Genomic DNA, 16,490 nt, shown 5'->3' with positions numbered 1-16,490 from the left:
CACCCTTCGCGCACAAAGCGATTGTAGCTCAGTTGGTAGAGCACATGCCATTTCACCGTCCCTTGTTGCCGGACCCGAAATCATCCCTGGCGAATGCTGGTTGGAACTACATTGTGGATGTCGAGGTCGTGGGTTCGAATCCCACTCCTGCTACCATGGCGGGATAGCTCAGCGGATAGAGCGCGTAATGTTTCACCCTTTCCTTGTCGCCAGGGACCAAAACTCAGGGATTAGCTCAGGCTGGTTAGAGTGCCGCACTTGGACTGCGGAAGTCGGAGGTTCAAATCCTCCATCCCTGACCAAACTTAACAGGAGGAATGCCTGTGGGACTACATCGGTTGAAAGCGCGTTCGAGTCGCGCCGAACCAGACGCGAACGCATCTGGGGAAAACGTCTCACAATCACTTGTCTTCCACCAAAGATTTATTCGGCTGTAGCTCAGTGGTAGAGCGCCTGACTGTTAATCAGGATGTCGTAGGTTCGATCCCTACCAGCCGAGCCAATATTGGAAGGTAGCTCAATTGGTAGAGCAACGGGTTTTGATCTCGTGTGTTGCAGGTTCGAGTCCTGCCCTTCCAGCCAAGAACGAAAGGAAGCAACCGGGGGAATGCCCGTGGGATTACATCGCTCAAAACGGTCGGGGAAACCCATCTCACGCATCCTCGTCCCCCGGGACCATAGTCAGAAATGCCTGCAGGATTACAGGTAGACGCAGCCCTTCATGGGTAGGGCCCTCGGGCCCGTGCTGGTTCAACCCCAGCCCAGAGCAATCTGGTGGCGGAAATTCATCCTGCAAATGCCTTGTTCTGCGTGTGGCTTGATTTGAGAGTGAAGAAGATGAAACTGAACCAAGACATATCTCGATTTGATGCCGCATGGCAGGCCGCAAATGGCAAGCTTGATCCGTTTGCGCTGTCATTGTTTGAAGAGCGTCGCAAGTTACTAAGCCCGCAACAAGTGGCCCAGCTTGATCAGCCGTTTCGGAGCAAAGCGTATCGTGCGCCTGTGCGAGCTGCTTCCAGGGTGGTGTCGTGGATTGCCAAATCAGGCCCTGTTGATTGGGGGGTGCAATTTTCCAGAAATCCTTCCTTAGGGTTGCTTGTAATACATGCCGCTGATGGGCGTCTCCGCGCGCGCGCTGTGCGGGTTGCACCAATGGAGGATACCGCCGCGCTAACGGCACTTTTGCTGCGGCGCAACGATTGGGCAGCTAAAGTTCGCAAAGCCGCTTTTTCTCGACTTGAGGCTGTTTTGCCAAAGTTGAGCCAGGAGGAGTTGGTCCCGCTTTGCCTTTTTGTGCTGGACCGTGTTGCCCGTTGGGAACGCGGTGGTGCTGTAGTGGCGCAGATGTTGGCGGCGTATCGTGATTGGCCGTTGGTCGTCAAAGCGACGTTCATGGAAACCGCAACTGGGCCGTTGGGAGGTTCGTTACGGCAACTTCTGCGCAGTCCTGACTATGATTGGGCTTTGCCCGATTTGGCGCTGTGTGCACAATCGGTATTTGTACGCGCTGTTGCAGTCGAAACTTTGCTGACAGGCCATGCCCGTTGGACCGAAGGCTCTGATTGGGTGTGGCATGACAAGGTCTTCAACCAGCGCCAGAAAGTACCGCGTCGCGAAAAACGCGCGGTAGAGGTCTCATCGGATACCCGTGCGATGGTGCTGCGCCATGCCGGTCAAGACAAAAGCGCCAAACTGCGTAGTCTGGCCGCTGATTACCTGATCACGGTCGGGGCACCTGAAGGCGACGGTTTGGTCATGTCGCTGACCAATGACAAAGCGAAATCCGTGCAATGGCGCATGACGTATTATCACAAGAAATGGGTCGGAAATCTGTCCGCCCAAGAGAGTTAAAGAAGATGACAAACAAAGAGAAAAAACACCTGCAAAAAGTGAGCAGGTTGTTAGCGCAGGTTTTGCGCCATACGCCCGAGAAGCTTGACCTAACGCCCGATTCAGAGGGGTGGGTTGCGGTGGAAGTGTTGCTGACGGCATTGGCCGACCACGACCTGCCCATAAGCCAAGCTCAACTGGTCGAAATTGTGGAAACCAATGACAAAAAACGGCTTAGCTTGTCGGATACGGGCGACCAAATCCGTGCCGCTCAAGGACATTCGATTGCCGTTGATCTCGGTGTGGAAGCGATTGAACCGCCATCGCGGCTTTACCATGGTACAGCAGAGGTGACCGTCACGGCGATCATGACTGATGGGCTGCGCCCGATGTCTCGCCAGCAGGTGCATTTATCGGGTGACCCGCAAACGGCTCTCAAGGTTGGCGCGCGCCATGGTGCGCCGGTGATCTTGATTGTGGCTGCGGGTGAAATGCACCGAGCCGGGTACGCATTCTATCAGGCCGACAATGGTGTCTGGCTGACGGATCACGTGCCTACGGCATATTTGAAAATTGAAAAAAGCGTTGATTATTCAGCGGGTGAAGAGAAAACAATGACACAGATAGAAATTACAGGTGAAACGCTTAAGGCTTGGGGCCATATTCCTAGCAAGGAGTTCGGTCGCCTTCTGGAAATTGCCCAAGCGGGACTTGCCGCTGGCTATAGTGAGGATCAGATCAGGGCCAAGCTGGAAGGGATGAAACCCCCTCCGCCACCCCCAACGATCCCTTTGCAAAAGGCGGGTGATGTGCCGTTTCATTTCAACATCGAAGCGTCTGACGATGCGGATGAGGTAAAGAACCTTGCCGATGTGCGCGACACGATGATGGCTGTTATGCGCACACCGACTGTTGTGTCTGCTGCGGTGATGCCTGATGCGTGCCCCGCTGGTCCAATGGGCACGATCCCAGTGGGCGGGGTTGTTGCAGCTAAGAATGCGATCCATCCGGGTATGCACTCGGCTGATATCTGTTGTTCCGTCATGATGACCGATTTGGGTGAGATTGAACCTAAAGCGGTGCTGGATGCGGCAGAGAAGGTCACGCATTTTGGTCCCGGCGGGCGGCAGAACGGCAAACGCTTTACCTTGTCGCAAAACCTAATGGACGGGTTTCGTGAGAACCGCTTTTTGAGCAATCCTAAGATCCTCCGCATGGCAGTGGAGCATTTGGGGACGCAAGGCGATGGCAACCATTTCTTGTTTGTGGGCAAGTCCCGCAACAGCGGACGCACGGCCATCGTGACCCACCACGGGTCGCGTGGGCCAGGGGCCGTTCTGTACAAGCTGGGAATGGAAGTAGCGGAGAAGTACCGCAAGAAGCTATCGCCAAACACGCTGAAGCAGAATGCTTGGATTCCAGCGGATACGCAGGATGGTCAGGACTACTGGGCTGCTCTGCAACTGATCCGCAAATGGACTAAGGCCAACCACAACGCCATCCATCAGGCGACTGTGGAAGGGTCCAGCGCACAACCGGGTGAGAGGTTTTGGAACGAGCACAACTTCGTCTTTAAGCGCGGTGATCTGTTCTATCATGGCAAGGGGGCGACGCCAGCTTGGGGTGATTATGCCGCTGATGCGACGGGTCTGACACTGATCCCGCTGAACATGTCCGAGCCTGTTTTGGTCGTGCGTGGGTCAGATGCCGATCATGCTTTGGGCTTTTCCCCGCATGGGGCGGGCCGTAACTTTTCCCGATCCGAGCACAAGCGCCGGATGGGGGATATGACGGCAGAGCAGGCTTTGGCGGCTGAAACGGCGGGATTGGATATCCGCTTTCCCGCCGGTGGCATTGATGCGTCGGAACTGCCGTCGTCGTACAAAAATGCGGCCAATGTCGTGCGTCAGATCGACAGCTTTGGTCTGGCTGATATTGTCGATTACATCGACCCTTACGGCTGCATGATGGCGGGTGATGTACCTCCATTTTGGATGAACAAGAAAAAGAAGGGGCGCAGGTAGCGCCCCTTTTGGGGTTCCCATCATTGAAGAGTAATATGTGCCTGCATAAGCTTGATTGTGCTGAATTTCACGATCTTCGCTAGGCTAAAAACCCTGACTTCGTCAAAGCATAAGCGCCGGCAAGAAAGGCGTTCTTTAAATAAACCGGAAGCTTCTCTGGATATTTTTCAAGATCTTTCTTGGCAAAGTGCGCGAGCGCGACCGGACTTACGAACTTGGTCTCGCAGCCCTCAATGAGTTGAATCAGAGTTTCGATTTTGAAGGATACCGCTCCACCTGCCATGCGGCCTTTCTTGGCGCGCGTCTTGATAACGAAGGTATCGATTTCATGCTTTCGGCAAAATTCCTGAAGATCCGCTAAGAATGATCGAAGATCGGCCTCGGACGTGTCATCCTCAAGCTCTATTCGTGTGGCCTTCAAGCGAAGCATTTCCACGTCGCCTTCATCATTCAGGTAGACAACGGCAAGCCGAACCTCCTGTGCCGATATCTCACATCCACAAACTCTCATGTGTTACTCCCTCACGTGACAAGGCCACACTAACACGCATTCTGACTTACGCATTCAAATCCATGCCTATGATTGCCTTCTAGCGCAGGCTTAGGCGCGCGAAACCTCAATGTTTGAAACAGTGTTCTCGATGCCAAGCCACAAATTCTGCACGTGGTCGTTCCGCTGGCCGTCCAGGTACCAAAAGGTGGCCTGAACTGTTGAGCATGGATTTCACAGCATCAGGGTCGTTAGCTTGCCTTGAGACCAGGATCTCTAATTCATCTGATAACCCTACCAGCCCCCTATCGAACATCCAGTGTGCTGTACCAGATAGTGCCATTCCGTTACTAACGATGTCGGGGCCATCATGTTCGACTGGCCTAATGTGCGCCGCTTCGACCTCTGCACGGCCACCACCGTTGATCAGCCGCAATCCAGTGATAGCGCATCGTTCGCCGTATGCGCGGAGAACGTTCTTTCGAAAATTCCGGTCGCGAACAGTTCTGCTCGTCAATTGATTGACGCGCTCCCGTGCAGACGGCAATTGAAAAGGTGTCTGATCCTCTTTGAAACCAACCTCTGCACCAGCTTGACCGATCCGAGGGAGAATGTCGTCGCCGGTTCCAAGGCCACGCTCAACAATCCGGGCAAAGTCTGTTGATGAAAGTGGTCGTACAGCCGCCTGGGCACGCCCTGAAATCTTACCAAGGTCATTGAGAAGGCCTTGCTCGACAACATCATCTGCATCACGAAAGGGTACAGGATCGCCGAAGTCGAGATATGTCCCCGGTTCGATCACAGCCAGGTGCATGCCCGCATTCCTTAGGTCGGGGATTGCGTCCTGAACTTTGGCGACCGCAAAGTAGCCCTTGGTGTTCTTAACCTTGCTGGGTTCGAGATAGACAATCCAATCACCCTTACACCGTTGAACACGCGTCAGGTACTGCTTTGGGAACTGATATCGCTCCGACGGTACGTCGTCGTAGATTGAGTCTGTACGATGGATGAATACGCCAAATGCCATAATTTGGAACATGACTGGAAAGGTCTAGGCTGCCAACCCGATAGACAGCAAGGAGGACGTGAACGACATTTTTGGATCACGCCATGGCGGAAACATATTGCCCGTTTTATGCGACCTGTTTCCCTTCATCTGATGTTATGAAGAAGTGCGGATCCGTCACGGGAATGTGCAAAGAACAACTGAAGAGTCCTGCAGCTGCGAGATTTCTTTTGCGCGAACTTTTACCAAGCCATATTTAGTGCGGCTGGCGGATGCACGGCCAGCGGTGAGCCCGAAAACCACAGAATTGGAGAACGCCATGTAGTAACGAAACTGCATGAAAGGCCTCGACATGGCCCAATACAAACGAAAACGGTCGCGCATTTCTGACCGGAACAAAGGCTATTCAACCAAAGGACTTGAGCGCCGTCTCAAGCTTGCGGCTGAAGATGTACGCTGGCTCCAAACTGGCCGCGTTGGCTCGACAAACTTCTTCATACGCGCCCTTCGCGGCGCACAGAGCGGAAGCGTGAGCTGGAACTGCTGAAAGGCGGCGATCCTGGCAACCTCACATAGTCAACCAGCCGTAAGCCGCGTCACTACTATTGGTAACCTACGGGTTCATTCGAACATATGGACCAGCCCAAACCGGGTTGCGAGTTGAAATTCTTAGCTCGTTTTGAAAATACCCGGGGCAGGATCGTCCTGAAGACTACTTGACCTCCACCTCAAGTGCCGCAACGACGACACTCATCTTGATGCTCTTTTCATCACATAGTCTGGTCAAGATCGAGAAGTCGGATCTATGCTGACAGCTTCCTTAGCGATCTGTTTCTGCCTCTGATCATCATGCAACTCCGCCATAACCCAAGATCATGTTGATTTGAGCAGCCGTCGAATGGCCACAACAATTTCATCCCTCTCTTCTTGGTTTGGAAGCAACAAGTCGGGGCCAAGTTTATTCCAGCGGCTGAGTGACCGGGCCCATTCGGCATCAGCGATGGCCCCTAGGACTTCCTCAAAATTCTCATCCAATTGGTTGACCTAGTTTTTAGCCCCATCAAAGGGCATTTTTTGCAAAGGCTACTAATTAAGCGACTGAGTAAACCGCTCCCGTTACAAGAACACTGAATTTTCTTGAAAAAACGATGTATTTCTCGCCTCTGTATGGTGCGTGGTGCGTCGATTGCGCGGTTTTGTATAGTTGGTTGCGGATTACTGAAACGCCTTACAATAAGTACCTCTTCCCCTTCAACACCGGCAATGTCACCGAAAAGAGTGATCGTATGAAGTACACGGAGAGCGTAATTGCAGCCTTCGACACCCTTTATGCTAATGCAGAAGATAGTGCCTATATTAATTCTGAACACGCACAAATTAGAAGCCACGCCAATGCTAGATAAAGACTTCATCATCATGACGTCCACCGCGGCGGTTTTCGTTAGCATCTTTGCGTATTTGCTTTTCGGCGGACTGGATCAAGCCATTACCTTGGGCGTTATGCATAGCGCGCAAGAGTTAGAAGCGCGTAGCGAGAATTATGAATTCCCTCCTGTTGTTTACAAGGTTGACGACGACGGAACAATGTGGACGCGTCATGCCCCTTCATTCAATGGCCGCGCGACGCTGTTGCTGGGGGATAACGTGCTCGAGTTCCCGAACGCGCGTGTCAGTTATTGGTCCAGCCAAGGCTATGTTGAAAGTATCAACGCTTTAGAACGCCGCGGACGTTACACGCGCGAAGAAGCGGCGCGCAAATACATTGAATACGCCAGAATGGTCGAAGCGATGCCTGTGGTAGAAGAAGTTAGCGGTGGATTGGGTGACCGAACCGACGAAGAACTCTACGACAGCATGATGGTGTCTCTGGGTCGATTTCATCCCAAAGGCATCTACGGATCGCGTAAGTTAACCCTCTTGAGCAGCGAAGTCGTGTTCGTGAAAAATGGCAAAGCCTTTGCTCATAGTCTTAGTCTCAACATGACATATGACGAACGCCGACCGAAGACGCCCTATGGATTTGGGTTTCACGTGGGGACGATGGCTGGTTCGAACAGGTGCTTGAGGAACCTTGATTATCACTTCCACTTTGGCCCTGGTCGTCGTGGTATCTCTGACGACCCCGTTTTGCTGGAACATCTCAAAGACTGGTCCCGCGAGGACATAAGCGACGAGGTTCTGCGGCCCTTGATTGACGAATATGTCTTTGAGAAATGCACGATGGACGATGTGCCTGTCTTGGGCGCAAATTAGAAGCCACGCCAATGCTAGGTAACCTTCTCTCTTCGTGAATTCTGAATGTTATCAGTTTGCTCCTTATGCACCAGTATGTGGAGTAGATCTAAAGCTGTGGTCATCCGCATCGCTTGTTAAGGAATTGACAGACGGCGGTTGGCACGTCAGGTCTAGAGCATTACGAGGGAAGAAATTTACGATGAATAACGTGCCGACGAATGAAATGTCCCCCAATGCACTTGGGCAGCATCTGATCGCGGATTTTTATGGGGCATCTCGATTGTTTGATGGCGCCGATGCGGTCACAGTTTTACGTGCAGCGGCCGAGGCAGCAGGCGCAACCGTGTTGGACGTGAATGTTCATGACTTTGGGGACCGCTATGGGTTCACAGGGGTTGCTTTGTTGGCAGAATCTCACATCTCAATCCATACATGGCCCGAGAATAACTATGCTGCGATCGACATCTTCATGTGTGGGGACGTCGATGCGCGGCTGAGTTTGGCCGTGCTCAAAGACTACTTTGACCCGCAGCAAGAGCAGGTACAAATGATTCACCGTGGCACCATGTCTGCGCTGACAAATTCCCGTTGATCGAGGCAAAGTCACGTGAGTGAGCTGCGCGACTTTGTCGTAACCACCGGCGTGATTGTGCTGCTGCTTGGGGCCTATGCCATGACGGGGGCCACGCATTCTTTGCGGTATCAAGATGGGCTAGGGGATGCCTTCGCAGGAGTTCTGCGGCATGGGGATCTGTCACATCTGGGCGGCAACATTTTGGTCATCTTTTTCGGCGGGCTGTTCGCCGAGCCGCGCTTGGGCCGAAGGCGCACCCTTGTCTTGATACTGGCCTGTGTTCTGCTTGGAACGATTGCGCAATTCTATATCTCTGGGCCGAAATTTGTCGGGGCATCTGGGATTTCATACGGGCTTTTGAGTTACGGAGTTTTGGCGGATCGCACCAGAGGGTCTTTCTTCGTGTTCAGCGCATGTCTTTTTGTTTTGCTGGTGTCGGAGTGGCTTTATCTTTCCCAAACTTTCGCCGTATATGTCCATATTTCCGGAGCCCTAATTGGAGGATCCTTTGTTATGTTTGAAAAACTTTTCGGCAGTAAATCCCCGACGCTGAAACCTATGCAGCACGTCCATATTGCGAAGGTGGTTTCGATCATCGATCAGACCGATAGTGATGATGCAAAGGAAGCCGAAGACGAATTCTTTGACGGCGGCTTGGAGCAGATGTTTGTCCTGATGCAAAAGGGCGAGGTCATTGGCGTGACCGGCTATAGTCTGGATGAACAAGTGCATGACATTGCATGGCTGTCGTGGACCTATCTGGATCAAGACCACCTTGGAACTGGGCTGGGCAGTCAAATGCTCAACGACTTACTAGGGAAGCTGAAGGATTTCGGCATACGCAAAATATTCATCGCCACCAGCGACTACCGCGACTTCGGGCGCGATATTTATGCAGGTGCGCATAAGATGTATGAGGACTTCGGTGCCGTCGTGGAGCTGAAAGTCCCAGACTACCATAACCCTTCCGAGGCAAAGATCGTGTATGGGCTTAATAACCCAGAGTATGAACCAGAAGGTGAAGAACCCGTTTCGACGAACACAGGGTTGGCCATCAATGACGTCGCTCCTGAACCCGAGACCAAGAACGTCATGGGACTGGTGTGGGAAGAGCGGCCCGTCGGCATGGCGGGATTGGATTACGCCTTGGAGAAAGCAGCGAAAAAATCCGCTCGGATGGTTGTGTTGGCCATCCCGAGCGACATCTCTGAAGAAAACGCCGTGGCACTAGAAGCGCAAGGGTTCATAAAATGCGGATCACTTGAAGGATATTACAATCCTTCATTGCATCAGGTGTGGTGGTCGTGTTCATTAACACAATAATGTGAGCTAATACGTACAACAGTTTCTGAGGGAAAATTATGTTTGGAAACATTAAAACACTGGCCATCGTCGCAGTCGTTGGCTTTGTCGGATATTCGATGTTTTTTGGCGATAGCAAAGAGCAAACCGCAGATTTGGGGCAAGTTCTTGATCGCACTGAATATGCGTTGCAGGAATATCAAGGCCACCTTGGAAATCAGGGCGTGACTGAAGTTTCCGAAGACCAAATGACCGAATTTACGCGGTTCTATACTTCCATTTTGAATTCTGATCCTCGCTTCTACGACAATACGCTTGGTCTGGAAGTTCAAAAGGACGCAAGATTCTTGGGCTTTGCTGACGCCAACGGGAATGGCATTCAAGATTCCAACGAAGGCAAAGTATTCACCGTTGAGATTGATGAAGAAAACAACCGTCTGATTGCGACGGATGCTTCGGGCAACTCTTCTGGCTTGCGCTTCTCTGGTACAGGTTTCTTGGCTGGCGCATTGATCGGCAGCTTGATTGGCCGTCAACGTGCAGCGGGCGTGTCGAAAGGCAGCTTCAACAACCGTAAAACGACGCCACGCGGCAACTACCGTGCGCCATCCTCGGCGCGTTCGGGCGGTCCACGTTCGGGTAAATAAGACCTTTCCACTTATTTAGGCCCAGTACCGGTTCGCCCTGCTGGGCCTTTTTTGTGCCGTTCTTGAAGGAGCGAAATTTTGTCTAATCAAGAGTTTAGCTACGTAAATCTGCCGAAGAAGCAGGCGTTGGTTCTTTTGGGATCCATCCTTGTGGTCGCCCTTTGCGGGATTGTCTACGAGCTGATCATCGGGACCGTATCCAGCTATCTGTTGGGGAATTCGGTTTATCAGTTCTCTTTAACCATCGGATTTTTCATGTTCGCGATGGGCGTTGGGTCCTATGTCTCTCGATTCATTGGGGGCAACCTAGTTCAGGCTTTCGTTAAGATTGAGCTGATACTGGCCCTGATCGGAGGCATGTGCAGCATTTCGCTATTCATGCTGTTTCCTTATGCCCCGTGGTTCTACACCGTCGGCATGTTTACCTTCATCTCGGCCATCGGCTTGCTCGTCGGCTTGGAGATACCGATCCTGACGCGCATCTTGTCGGAGCGATCAACCACGCGGGAAAGCATCTCCGACGTGCTGTCACTGGATTACATCGGGGCTTTGGTCGGCTCGGTTGCCTTTCCCATTTTGTTGTTGCCGTCGCTTGGCCTAATCACTTCGTCTTTTGCCATTGGATTGACCAATGCAGTCGTTGCTTTGCTGAATGTGTTTTGGCTGCGCGATCACTTGGACAATTTCACTCGGATGTTGGGCTATGTGGTCGGGGTCATTGTGCTTTTGTTTGTGCTGACCTTGTCGGCGTCGAAAGTCACCAGCTTCGCGCAAGACCATTTGTATTTTGACCGCGTGGTCTACCGCGACCAGTCCCAGTATCAAAATCTGGTTGTGACGAATACGTGGAAGAAGGGCGATATTCGGTTGTTCATCGATGGTCATTTGCAGTTCGCCCAAGCTGATGAATACCGCTACCACGAGGCTTTGGTGCATCCTGTTTTGTCGTGGGGCAGCGCACCGGAAAGCGTGTTGATCTTAGGGGGCGGGGACGGTCTCGCGGTGCGTGAAGTGTTGAAGCACAGCAGCGTTAAGCGGATCGATTTGGTGGACCTTGATCCTGCGATGACGCAATTGGGATCGCAGTTTGCCCCGTTGGTGCGTCTGAACGAAGACAGCATGTCGTCGGAGATTTTGAACGTCTATAATCAGGATGCGTTTTTGTTCGTCAAAGAGGCAACCCAGACATACGACCGCATCATTATCGACTTCCCCGACCCCCACAACGAGGCCTTGTCGAAGCTGTATTCGATAGAATTCTACGCCATGGTGTCCAAGATTTTGGCACAGGATGGCAGTCTTGTGACGCAGAGTTCGTCTCCGTTTTTTGCGCCACATTCCTATTGGACCGTTGCCGTGACCTTGGAAGAGTTGTTCCCGCAGATCGTGAGCTACAACACCCCGATCCCGTCCTTTGGGATATGGGGGTTTCACTTGGCTAGCAAGTTGCCTGACGGAAAGCTGGGCCCGCTACCAACGGGTCTGCGGTCCCTGACACCCGACACATTCGCAGCCGCCCGCAGTTTCACCGACGATCTCAAGCCGCGTCGGGACTTGGACGTGAACTCCATCTTCAACCCCACAATTTACGAGCGGTACTCAGAAGATTTGTCAGGGTATTAGGCCCCAATTACACGAAGTCGATGTGCTTGCTGAGCGGTAGCTCGCGAATGCGCTGCCCTGTCGCGGCGAAAATAGCGTTCGCCAGTGCAGGTGCAGCGGGCGGCACCGCCGGTTCGCCGATTCCTCTGATCTTTTGAGCATTGGACAGGGCTTTCACCTCAACACTGGGCGTTTGATACAGACGCAGCGCCTCGTAGCCGTCGAAGTTCGTTTGCTCCGTGGCGTGGTCGGCGTAGGTCAATTCGGAGCTCATGGCATGGCCAAGACCGAACAGCGCACCACCGGAAACCTGCGCCTCGAAGTTTGTGGGGTCCAGAACGGGGCCGCTGTCCACAGCGCAATACAATTTGTCGACCTTGATGCCATCTTCGGTATTGGTGACCTCAATTACCTGCGCGACGGGCACGCCAAAGGACATGCAGAAGGACACACCTCGACCGCGGTTTGGACCTAGTGACGGGCCGTTCCAATCGGACATCTCCCCGACCGCCTCCAGCACTTTGCGCGATGTGTCGTGCAGACACAGCCGGATGCGTTCTGCCAGAGGGTCAGCACCCGCGGCATGGATCAATTCGTCGAGAAAGCAGTCATGAAAGAAACCGTTGCCAGAGGCCCCAACGGAGCGCCATGACGTCACCGGCACCATGTCTGGCGCACGGTATCCTGTGACGCGGTAATTGGGGATGTCGAAAGGCTGGTCCCATGATCCGGTGGTAATCGTCGCGTCAGGGCCGGGAACGGGCCTCCCCATCAGCCGGTCGAACCACCCTGACACAATTGCGGATTGCGCGACCGACATATCGAAGGTGTCGACTTTCCCATCAAGCACTTTACCGCGTGCCTTGGCCACGGCGGCGGGGCGGGGATATTCGTGGGCCATATCCTCTTCGCGTGACCATGTCATTTTCACTGGGGTGCCTTTGACGGCCATCGCCAGCTCGAAGGTTTGCTCTACGTGGGTCATCTCAAGACGGTGCCCAAAGCTGCCGCCCATGGGGTGCCCATAGACAAACACCTGCTCTGGCTTCAGTCCGGTGAGTGCGGCGGCTTTGTTGCGCACAAACAGTGGGATTTGAGTGCCGGTCCAAATTTCACAGGCGTCATCAGTGACGCGCACAATGGCGTTCATCGGCTCAAGCGGTGCGTGGGCAAGATAGGGGATGCGGTAGCTGGCTTCGATGATTTCGCCGCGAGTGACGGCGTCATCTACATTGCCTTCATCGCGTTGGCGGTGATCGTATTTATCGTCCTCTCCCACCGCCGCCTCAAGAATGTCGAACATTTGCTCGGAGCTTTCAGGGAAGGGGGCAGGGCCCCATTCGAATTCGATTGCGTTGACCGCCTGAATGGCACGCCATGTGTTGTCGGCGATGACGCCGACCCCGCCCGAGACGGGAACAATTTTCGATACACCGCGCATGCTTTGTGCCTCGGTGGCGTCAAACCCCACCATTTCGCCGCCAACAGATGGATTGCTGCGCACGGTGGCATGCACCATGCCCTCAACCTGTAAATCCAGACCGTAAGTTTCGGTGCCGGTGCATTTTGCGACCATGTCCAGCCGCTTGGTGTCGGCTTTCCCCAAAATGCGCCATTCCTTTGGATCGCGCAGGTCGATGTCGGTGATCGGATCAAGTTTGGACGCGGCAGGCGCGAGGTCGGAATAGGGTATCTTACGTCCGTCGGGCAGAATGACGTGCCCGTCTTTGGTGGATAGCTGGTCGCGCGACACCCCCATCTGGCGTGCGGCGGCCTCCTTCAGGGTTTCACGCGCAACTGCGCCTGCCATGCGCAAGGTGACATAGCCGTCGGGAACCGTTGAAGACCCGCCGGTAATTTGCACTTCCAAAAGCTTGGCAGGGACCGACATGAAATCGCGCATGGTTTCGGCGATTTTTCCTTGGTCATAGGCCGGAAAGGGAACGCTTTCTGCCAAGACAGTGCCGTTGAAATAGGCTGGATCCGGCAAGCCCGGTGTGATCGTTGCGGTGGCGGGATCAATGTCCAGCTCTTCGGCGATCAGGCTGGCTTGTATGGAATACGCCCCTTGGCCCTTGTCCGCGCGAGGGGTGATCAGAGTGATGCCTGTCGCGTCGATTTTTACGTACGGCGTGATAGCGGCCTCGCCTTCCGCCAAACCCTGTAGCAGCGGGTTGGGGATAGCGCGTTTCGCCAGATAGGTGCCGAAGGCCACGCCGCCCACGATCGCAGCGGAGCCTATCAAGAAACTACGGCGTGCAATGGTTTTGACTTTCCCCATGATTAGCCCTCGCTCAGCTTGGTGGCGGCGGATTGGACCGCCGCGCGGATGCGCGGGTAGGTTGCGCAGCGGCACAGGTTGGAAGACATTGCCTCGTCGATTTCCGCGTCACTTGGGGTGGAATTGGTTGCAAGAAACGAGGCGGCGGCCATGATTTGACCGGATTGGCAGTAACCGCATTGCGCGACTTGATGGGCGATCCACGCCTCCTGCACGACATGCAAGGCATCAGGGGTGCCCAAGCCTTCGATGGTGGTGACCTCCCCTTCGAGGTCGCCGATTTCGACTTGGCAGGATTTGACGGCTTCCCCATCGATATGGACTGTGCATGCGCCGCATTGGGCAATGCCGCATCCGTATTTCGGGCCGGTTATGCCCAACTCGTCACGCAACACCCACAGCAGAGGCATCTCGGGTTCGACATCTATGTCATGTGAGGTGCCGTTCACGACCAGTTTCATAGCGCGGTTCTCCGTCGGTGAGGATGCTTGTTCTTGTACCGATTTAGGGAGTGGTCATTGCATTCGCTATAGCCACCTCCCGCAAAACTTTTGCGAGAGGTAGATTCCGTCAGGTCAACGTAGGCGCGCTTCGGATTGGGCGTCGAAGAACATCGCTGTCGCGTGATCAAAATCGACAACAACTCCGGCGCCTGAAGGAATGGCCGCGTCGCCTCTGGTTTCCACGACGATCCGCTCTCCTGTGGGGGCCGTCAGATAGTCGTAGGCAACCCCGCCGAGGCGTTCGCGCAGATCCACCTTCAGGGGGGAATCCGCCTCGCGTACGGTCAGGTTCTGAGGGCGCAAACCCACTGTGATGTCAGAGCCGTCGGCAGGGAGCGCGACTTTGGTTTCGATTTCGAGGTCGCCGAGGGCCGGGACCACAACCTTGCCGCCCGCGACCTTGCCGCCCAAGAAGTTCATGCTGGGGGAGCCGATAAAGCCCGCGACGAACTTGTTGTCCGGATCTTGGTACAGCTGCATTGGGCTGCCGACTTGTTCGATATGGCCCGCGCGCAAAACCACGATCTTATCGGCCAAAGTCATGGCCTCGACCTGATCGTGGGTCACATAAATCATCGTCGCACCGATTTCTTTGTGCAGGCGCGCGATTTCTACACGCATGTCGACGCGCAGCTCTGCATCAAGATTGGAGAGCGGCTCATCGAACAAGAACACCTCGGGGCCACGAACAATGGCCCGACCGATGGCGACGCGTTGGCGTTGGCCGCCAGACAGGGCTTTCGGCTTGCGTGACAGATAGGGATCAAGTTGCAGAATGCGACTGGCTTCGGAGACCTTGGATTTGATTTCCGATTTCTCAACGCCGTTCATCTTCAAGCCGAAGCCCATGTTTTCCTCGACAGTCATATGCGGGTAAAGCGCGTAGGTCTGAAACACCATCGCAACTCCGCGATCCGCGGGATCGGCCTTGGTCACATCGCGGGCGCCAATGTCGATCTGGCCGCCCGTGGTGTCTTCCAAGCCGGCAATCATGCGCAGCAAGGTAGACTTGCCACAGCCCGACGGGCCGACGAAGACGCAAAACTCGCCGTCTTCGATCTGCAGGTCGACCCCATGGATGACCTGCGTTTCGCCATACTTCTTGATGACCTTATTCAGGACAACTCCCGTCATATGTCTTCTCCCTTAATCATGTGGGGAACTGCCACGATGTGGCCTCCGCCCCGATGTGCTCTGCTGTTTCCAGAAGGTCTGCGCGGAATACTTCCAGCCCTTCCAATGTGTGATGTCTGGTGGATGTCGCGACAGATATCGCGCCAATGACACGTCCGTTCTTCGACAGAACGGGAGTGGCGATCGAGATGATGCCTTCTTCATGCTCTTCACGGTCGTAGGCGACGCCATCGCGACGTACTTGCTCCAACTCCGTGTTCAAGCTGTCTGCCGAGGCATGAGTGGAAGCTGTATACTGGTAGTAGGACTGCTGTTGCAGGGCGAGCTGAAGGCGTTTGGGCGCGAGAAAGGCCAGCATCGCCTTGCCAACGCCGGTGCAATAGGCGGGGACCACTTGGCCTGCCTGCGCCAGTGTTTCATACCTGTTTGTTGTGCGCAGCTTGTCGACGAACAGAACCTGGCCCTCGTCGAATTGTGCGACGTGCACGGATTCACCAACTTTTGCGGCAAGCGATTCAGCGTAGGGGCGGGCGATTGGCGCCAAAGAGGCGCTTTTCCAAGCTGCATGCGCAAGGCGCACGAGGCGAATGCCCAAGGAGTAGGTCCCGTCGTCTTCGTCGTAGGACAGCATGTTCTGGTTCGTGAGAGTCTGCATGAAGCGATACAGGGTCGCCTTTGGATACTGAGTCGTTTCCAACAATTCAGAAAACCTGACAGGGCGTTCGAACGCCGCAATGGAGTCCAAAATTTCCAATGCTTTGCCGACAGTACCGTCTCCGGCGACCTGCTTGTTCATCTGTTTTTCCTCCCTGCTCGCCAGCCTCCCGCTGAACGAAACTGTTGACTCTGATACGGCATT

At 54.2% G+C, this 16,490-nt stretch carries 13 protein-coding genes and 3 tRNA genes; 10 read left to right on the top strand and 6 right to left on the bottom strand.

Features of this window, described 5'->3' with window-relative positions:
* Positions 1–224 precede the first annotated feature (224 nt).
* The 5 genes from Q0746_RS07095 to Q0746_RS07075 all read left to right on the top strand — a co-directional run bounded on the left by Q0746_RS07095 (position 225) and on the right by Q0746_RS07075 (position 3,857).
* Positions 225–302 (top strand) — tRNA-Pro (locus Q0746_RS07095).
* A 125-nt stretch (positions 303–427) separates the two neighbouring features.
* A tRNA-Asn gene (locus tag Q0746_RS07090) sits at positions 428–502 on the top strand.
* 4 nt (positions 503–506) lie between these two features.
* Positions 507–582, top strand: a tRNA-Gln gene (locus Q0746_RS07085).
* 255 nt (positions 583–837) lie between these two features.
* Positions 838–1,854 carry a hypothetical protein gene (locus Q0746_RS07080; RefSeq protein WP_298258670.1) on the top strand — a complete coding sequence of 339 codons (1,017 nt, stop codon included), beginning with the start codon at positions 838–840 and terminating at the stop codon, positions 1,852–1,854.
* Positions 1,855–1,859: 5 nt separating this feature from the next.
* Positions 1,860–3,857 carry an RNA 2'-phosphotransferase gene (locus tag Q0746_RS07075; protein ID WP_298258668.1) on the top strand — a complete coding sequence of 666 codons (1,998 nt, stop codon included), beginning with the start codon at positions 1,860–1,862 and terminating at the stop codon, positions 3,855–3,857.
* 79 nt (positions 3,858–3,936) lie between these two features.
* Here the strand turns inward: Q0746_RS07075 and Q0746_RS07070 are convergent, their stop codons facing one another.
* Complete coding sequence (locus tag Q0746_RS07070; protein WP_298258667.1) at positions 3,937–4,368, bottom strand: DUF3010 family protein; 432 nt, start codon at positions 4,366–4,368, stop codon at positions 3,937–3,939.
* A 106-nt stretch (positions 4,369–4,474) separates the two neighbouring features.
* On the bottom strand, positions 4,475–5,386 hold the full coding sequence (locus tag Q0746_RS07065) for an HNH endonuclease (RefSeq protein ID WP_298258665.1): 912 nt from the start codon (positions 5,384–5,386) through the stop codon (positions 4,475–4,477).
* 1,359 nt (positions 5,387–6,745) lie between these two features.
* Here Q0746_RS07065 and Q0746_RS07060 point away from each other — a divergent pair.
* The 5 genes from Q0746_RS07060 to Q0746_RS07040 all read left to right on the top strand — a co-directional run bounded on the left by Q0746_RS07060 (position 6,746) and on the right by Q0746_RS07040 (position 11,734).
* Complete coding sequence (locus tag Q0746_RS07060; RefSeq protein WP_298258663.1) at positions 6,746–7,606, top strand: hypothetical protein; 861 nt, start codon at positions 6,746–6,748, stop codon at positions 7,604–7,606.
* Positions 7,607–7,787: 181 nt separating this feature from the next.
* A complete protein-coding gene (gene speD, locus Q0746_RS07055) occupies positions 7,788–8,180 on the top strand; it encodes an adenosylmethionine decarboxylase (protein ID WP_298258661.1) in 393 nt (130 codons plus the stop codon).
* A 15-nt stretch (positions 8,181–8,195) separates the two neighbouring features.
* On the top strand, positions 8,196–9,485 hold the full coding sequence (locus Q0746_RS07050; RefSeq protein ID WP_298258659.1) for a rhomboid family intramembrane serine protease: 1,290 nt from the start codon (positions 8,196–8,198) through the stop codon (positions 9,483–9,485).
* Between the two features lie 38 nt (positions 9,486–9,523).
* Complete coding sequence (locus Q0746_RS07045) at positions 9,524–10,111, top strand: hypothetical protein (RefSeq protein WP_298258657.1); 588 nt, start codon at positions 9,524–9,526, stop codon at positions 10,109–10,111.
* A 78-nt stretch (positions 10,112–10,189) separates the two neighbouring features.
* Positions 10,190–11,734, top strand: coding sequence for a polyamine aminopropyltransferase (locus tag Q0746_RS07040; protein ID WP_298258655.1), 1,545 nt, complete (start codon positions 10,190–10,192; stop codon positions 11,732–11,734).
* A 7-nt stretch (positions 11,735–11,741) separates the two neighbouring features.
* On the opposite strand, the gene Q0746_RS07035 is transcribed toward Q0746_RS07040, so the two are convergent.
* From Q0746_RS07035 to Q0746_RS07020, 4 genes are all read right to left on the bottom strand, one after another.
* Positions 11,742–13,994: a molybdopterin cofactor-binding domain-containing protein gene (locus Q0746_RS07035; protein WP_298258653.1), complete on the bottom strand. Its 2,253-nt coding sequence runs from the start codon at positions 13,992–13,994 to the stop codon at positions 11,742–11,744.
* Between the two features lie 2 nt (positions 13,995–13,996).
* Positions 13,997–14,455, bottom strand: coding sequence for a (2Fe-2S)-binding protein (locus Q0746_RS07030; protein WP_298258651.1), 459 nt, complete (start codon positions 14,453–14,455; stop codon positions 13,997–13,999).
* A gap of 114 nt (positions 14,456–14,569) precedes the next feature.
* Positions 14,570–15,631, bottom strand: a complete 1,062-nt coding sequence (gene ugpC / locus Q0746_RS07025; RefSeq protein WP_298258650.1) for a sn-glycerol-3-phosphate ABC transporter ATP-binding protein UgpC — start codon at positions 15,629–15,631, stop codon at positions 14,570–14,572.
* 16 nt (positions 15,632–15,647) lie between these two features.
* Positions 15,648–16,427, bottom strand: a complete 780-nt coding sequence (locus Q0746_RS07020; protein WP_298258648.1) for an IclR family transcriptional regulator — start codon at positions 16,425–16,427, stop codon at positions 15,648–15,650.
* Between the last annotated feature and the right edge of the window lie 63 nt (positions 16,428–16,490).

Origin of the sequence: uncultured Litoreibacter sp. (assembly GCF_947487515.1) — a bacterium.
Lineage (GTDB): Bacteria > Pseudomonadota > Alphaproteobacteria > Rhodobacterales > Rhodobacteraceae > Litoreibacter.
The sequence above is the reverse complement of the archived record's forward strand: the minus strand, read 5'-3'. Positions and strand labels throughout refer to the sequence as shown.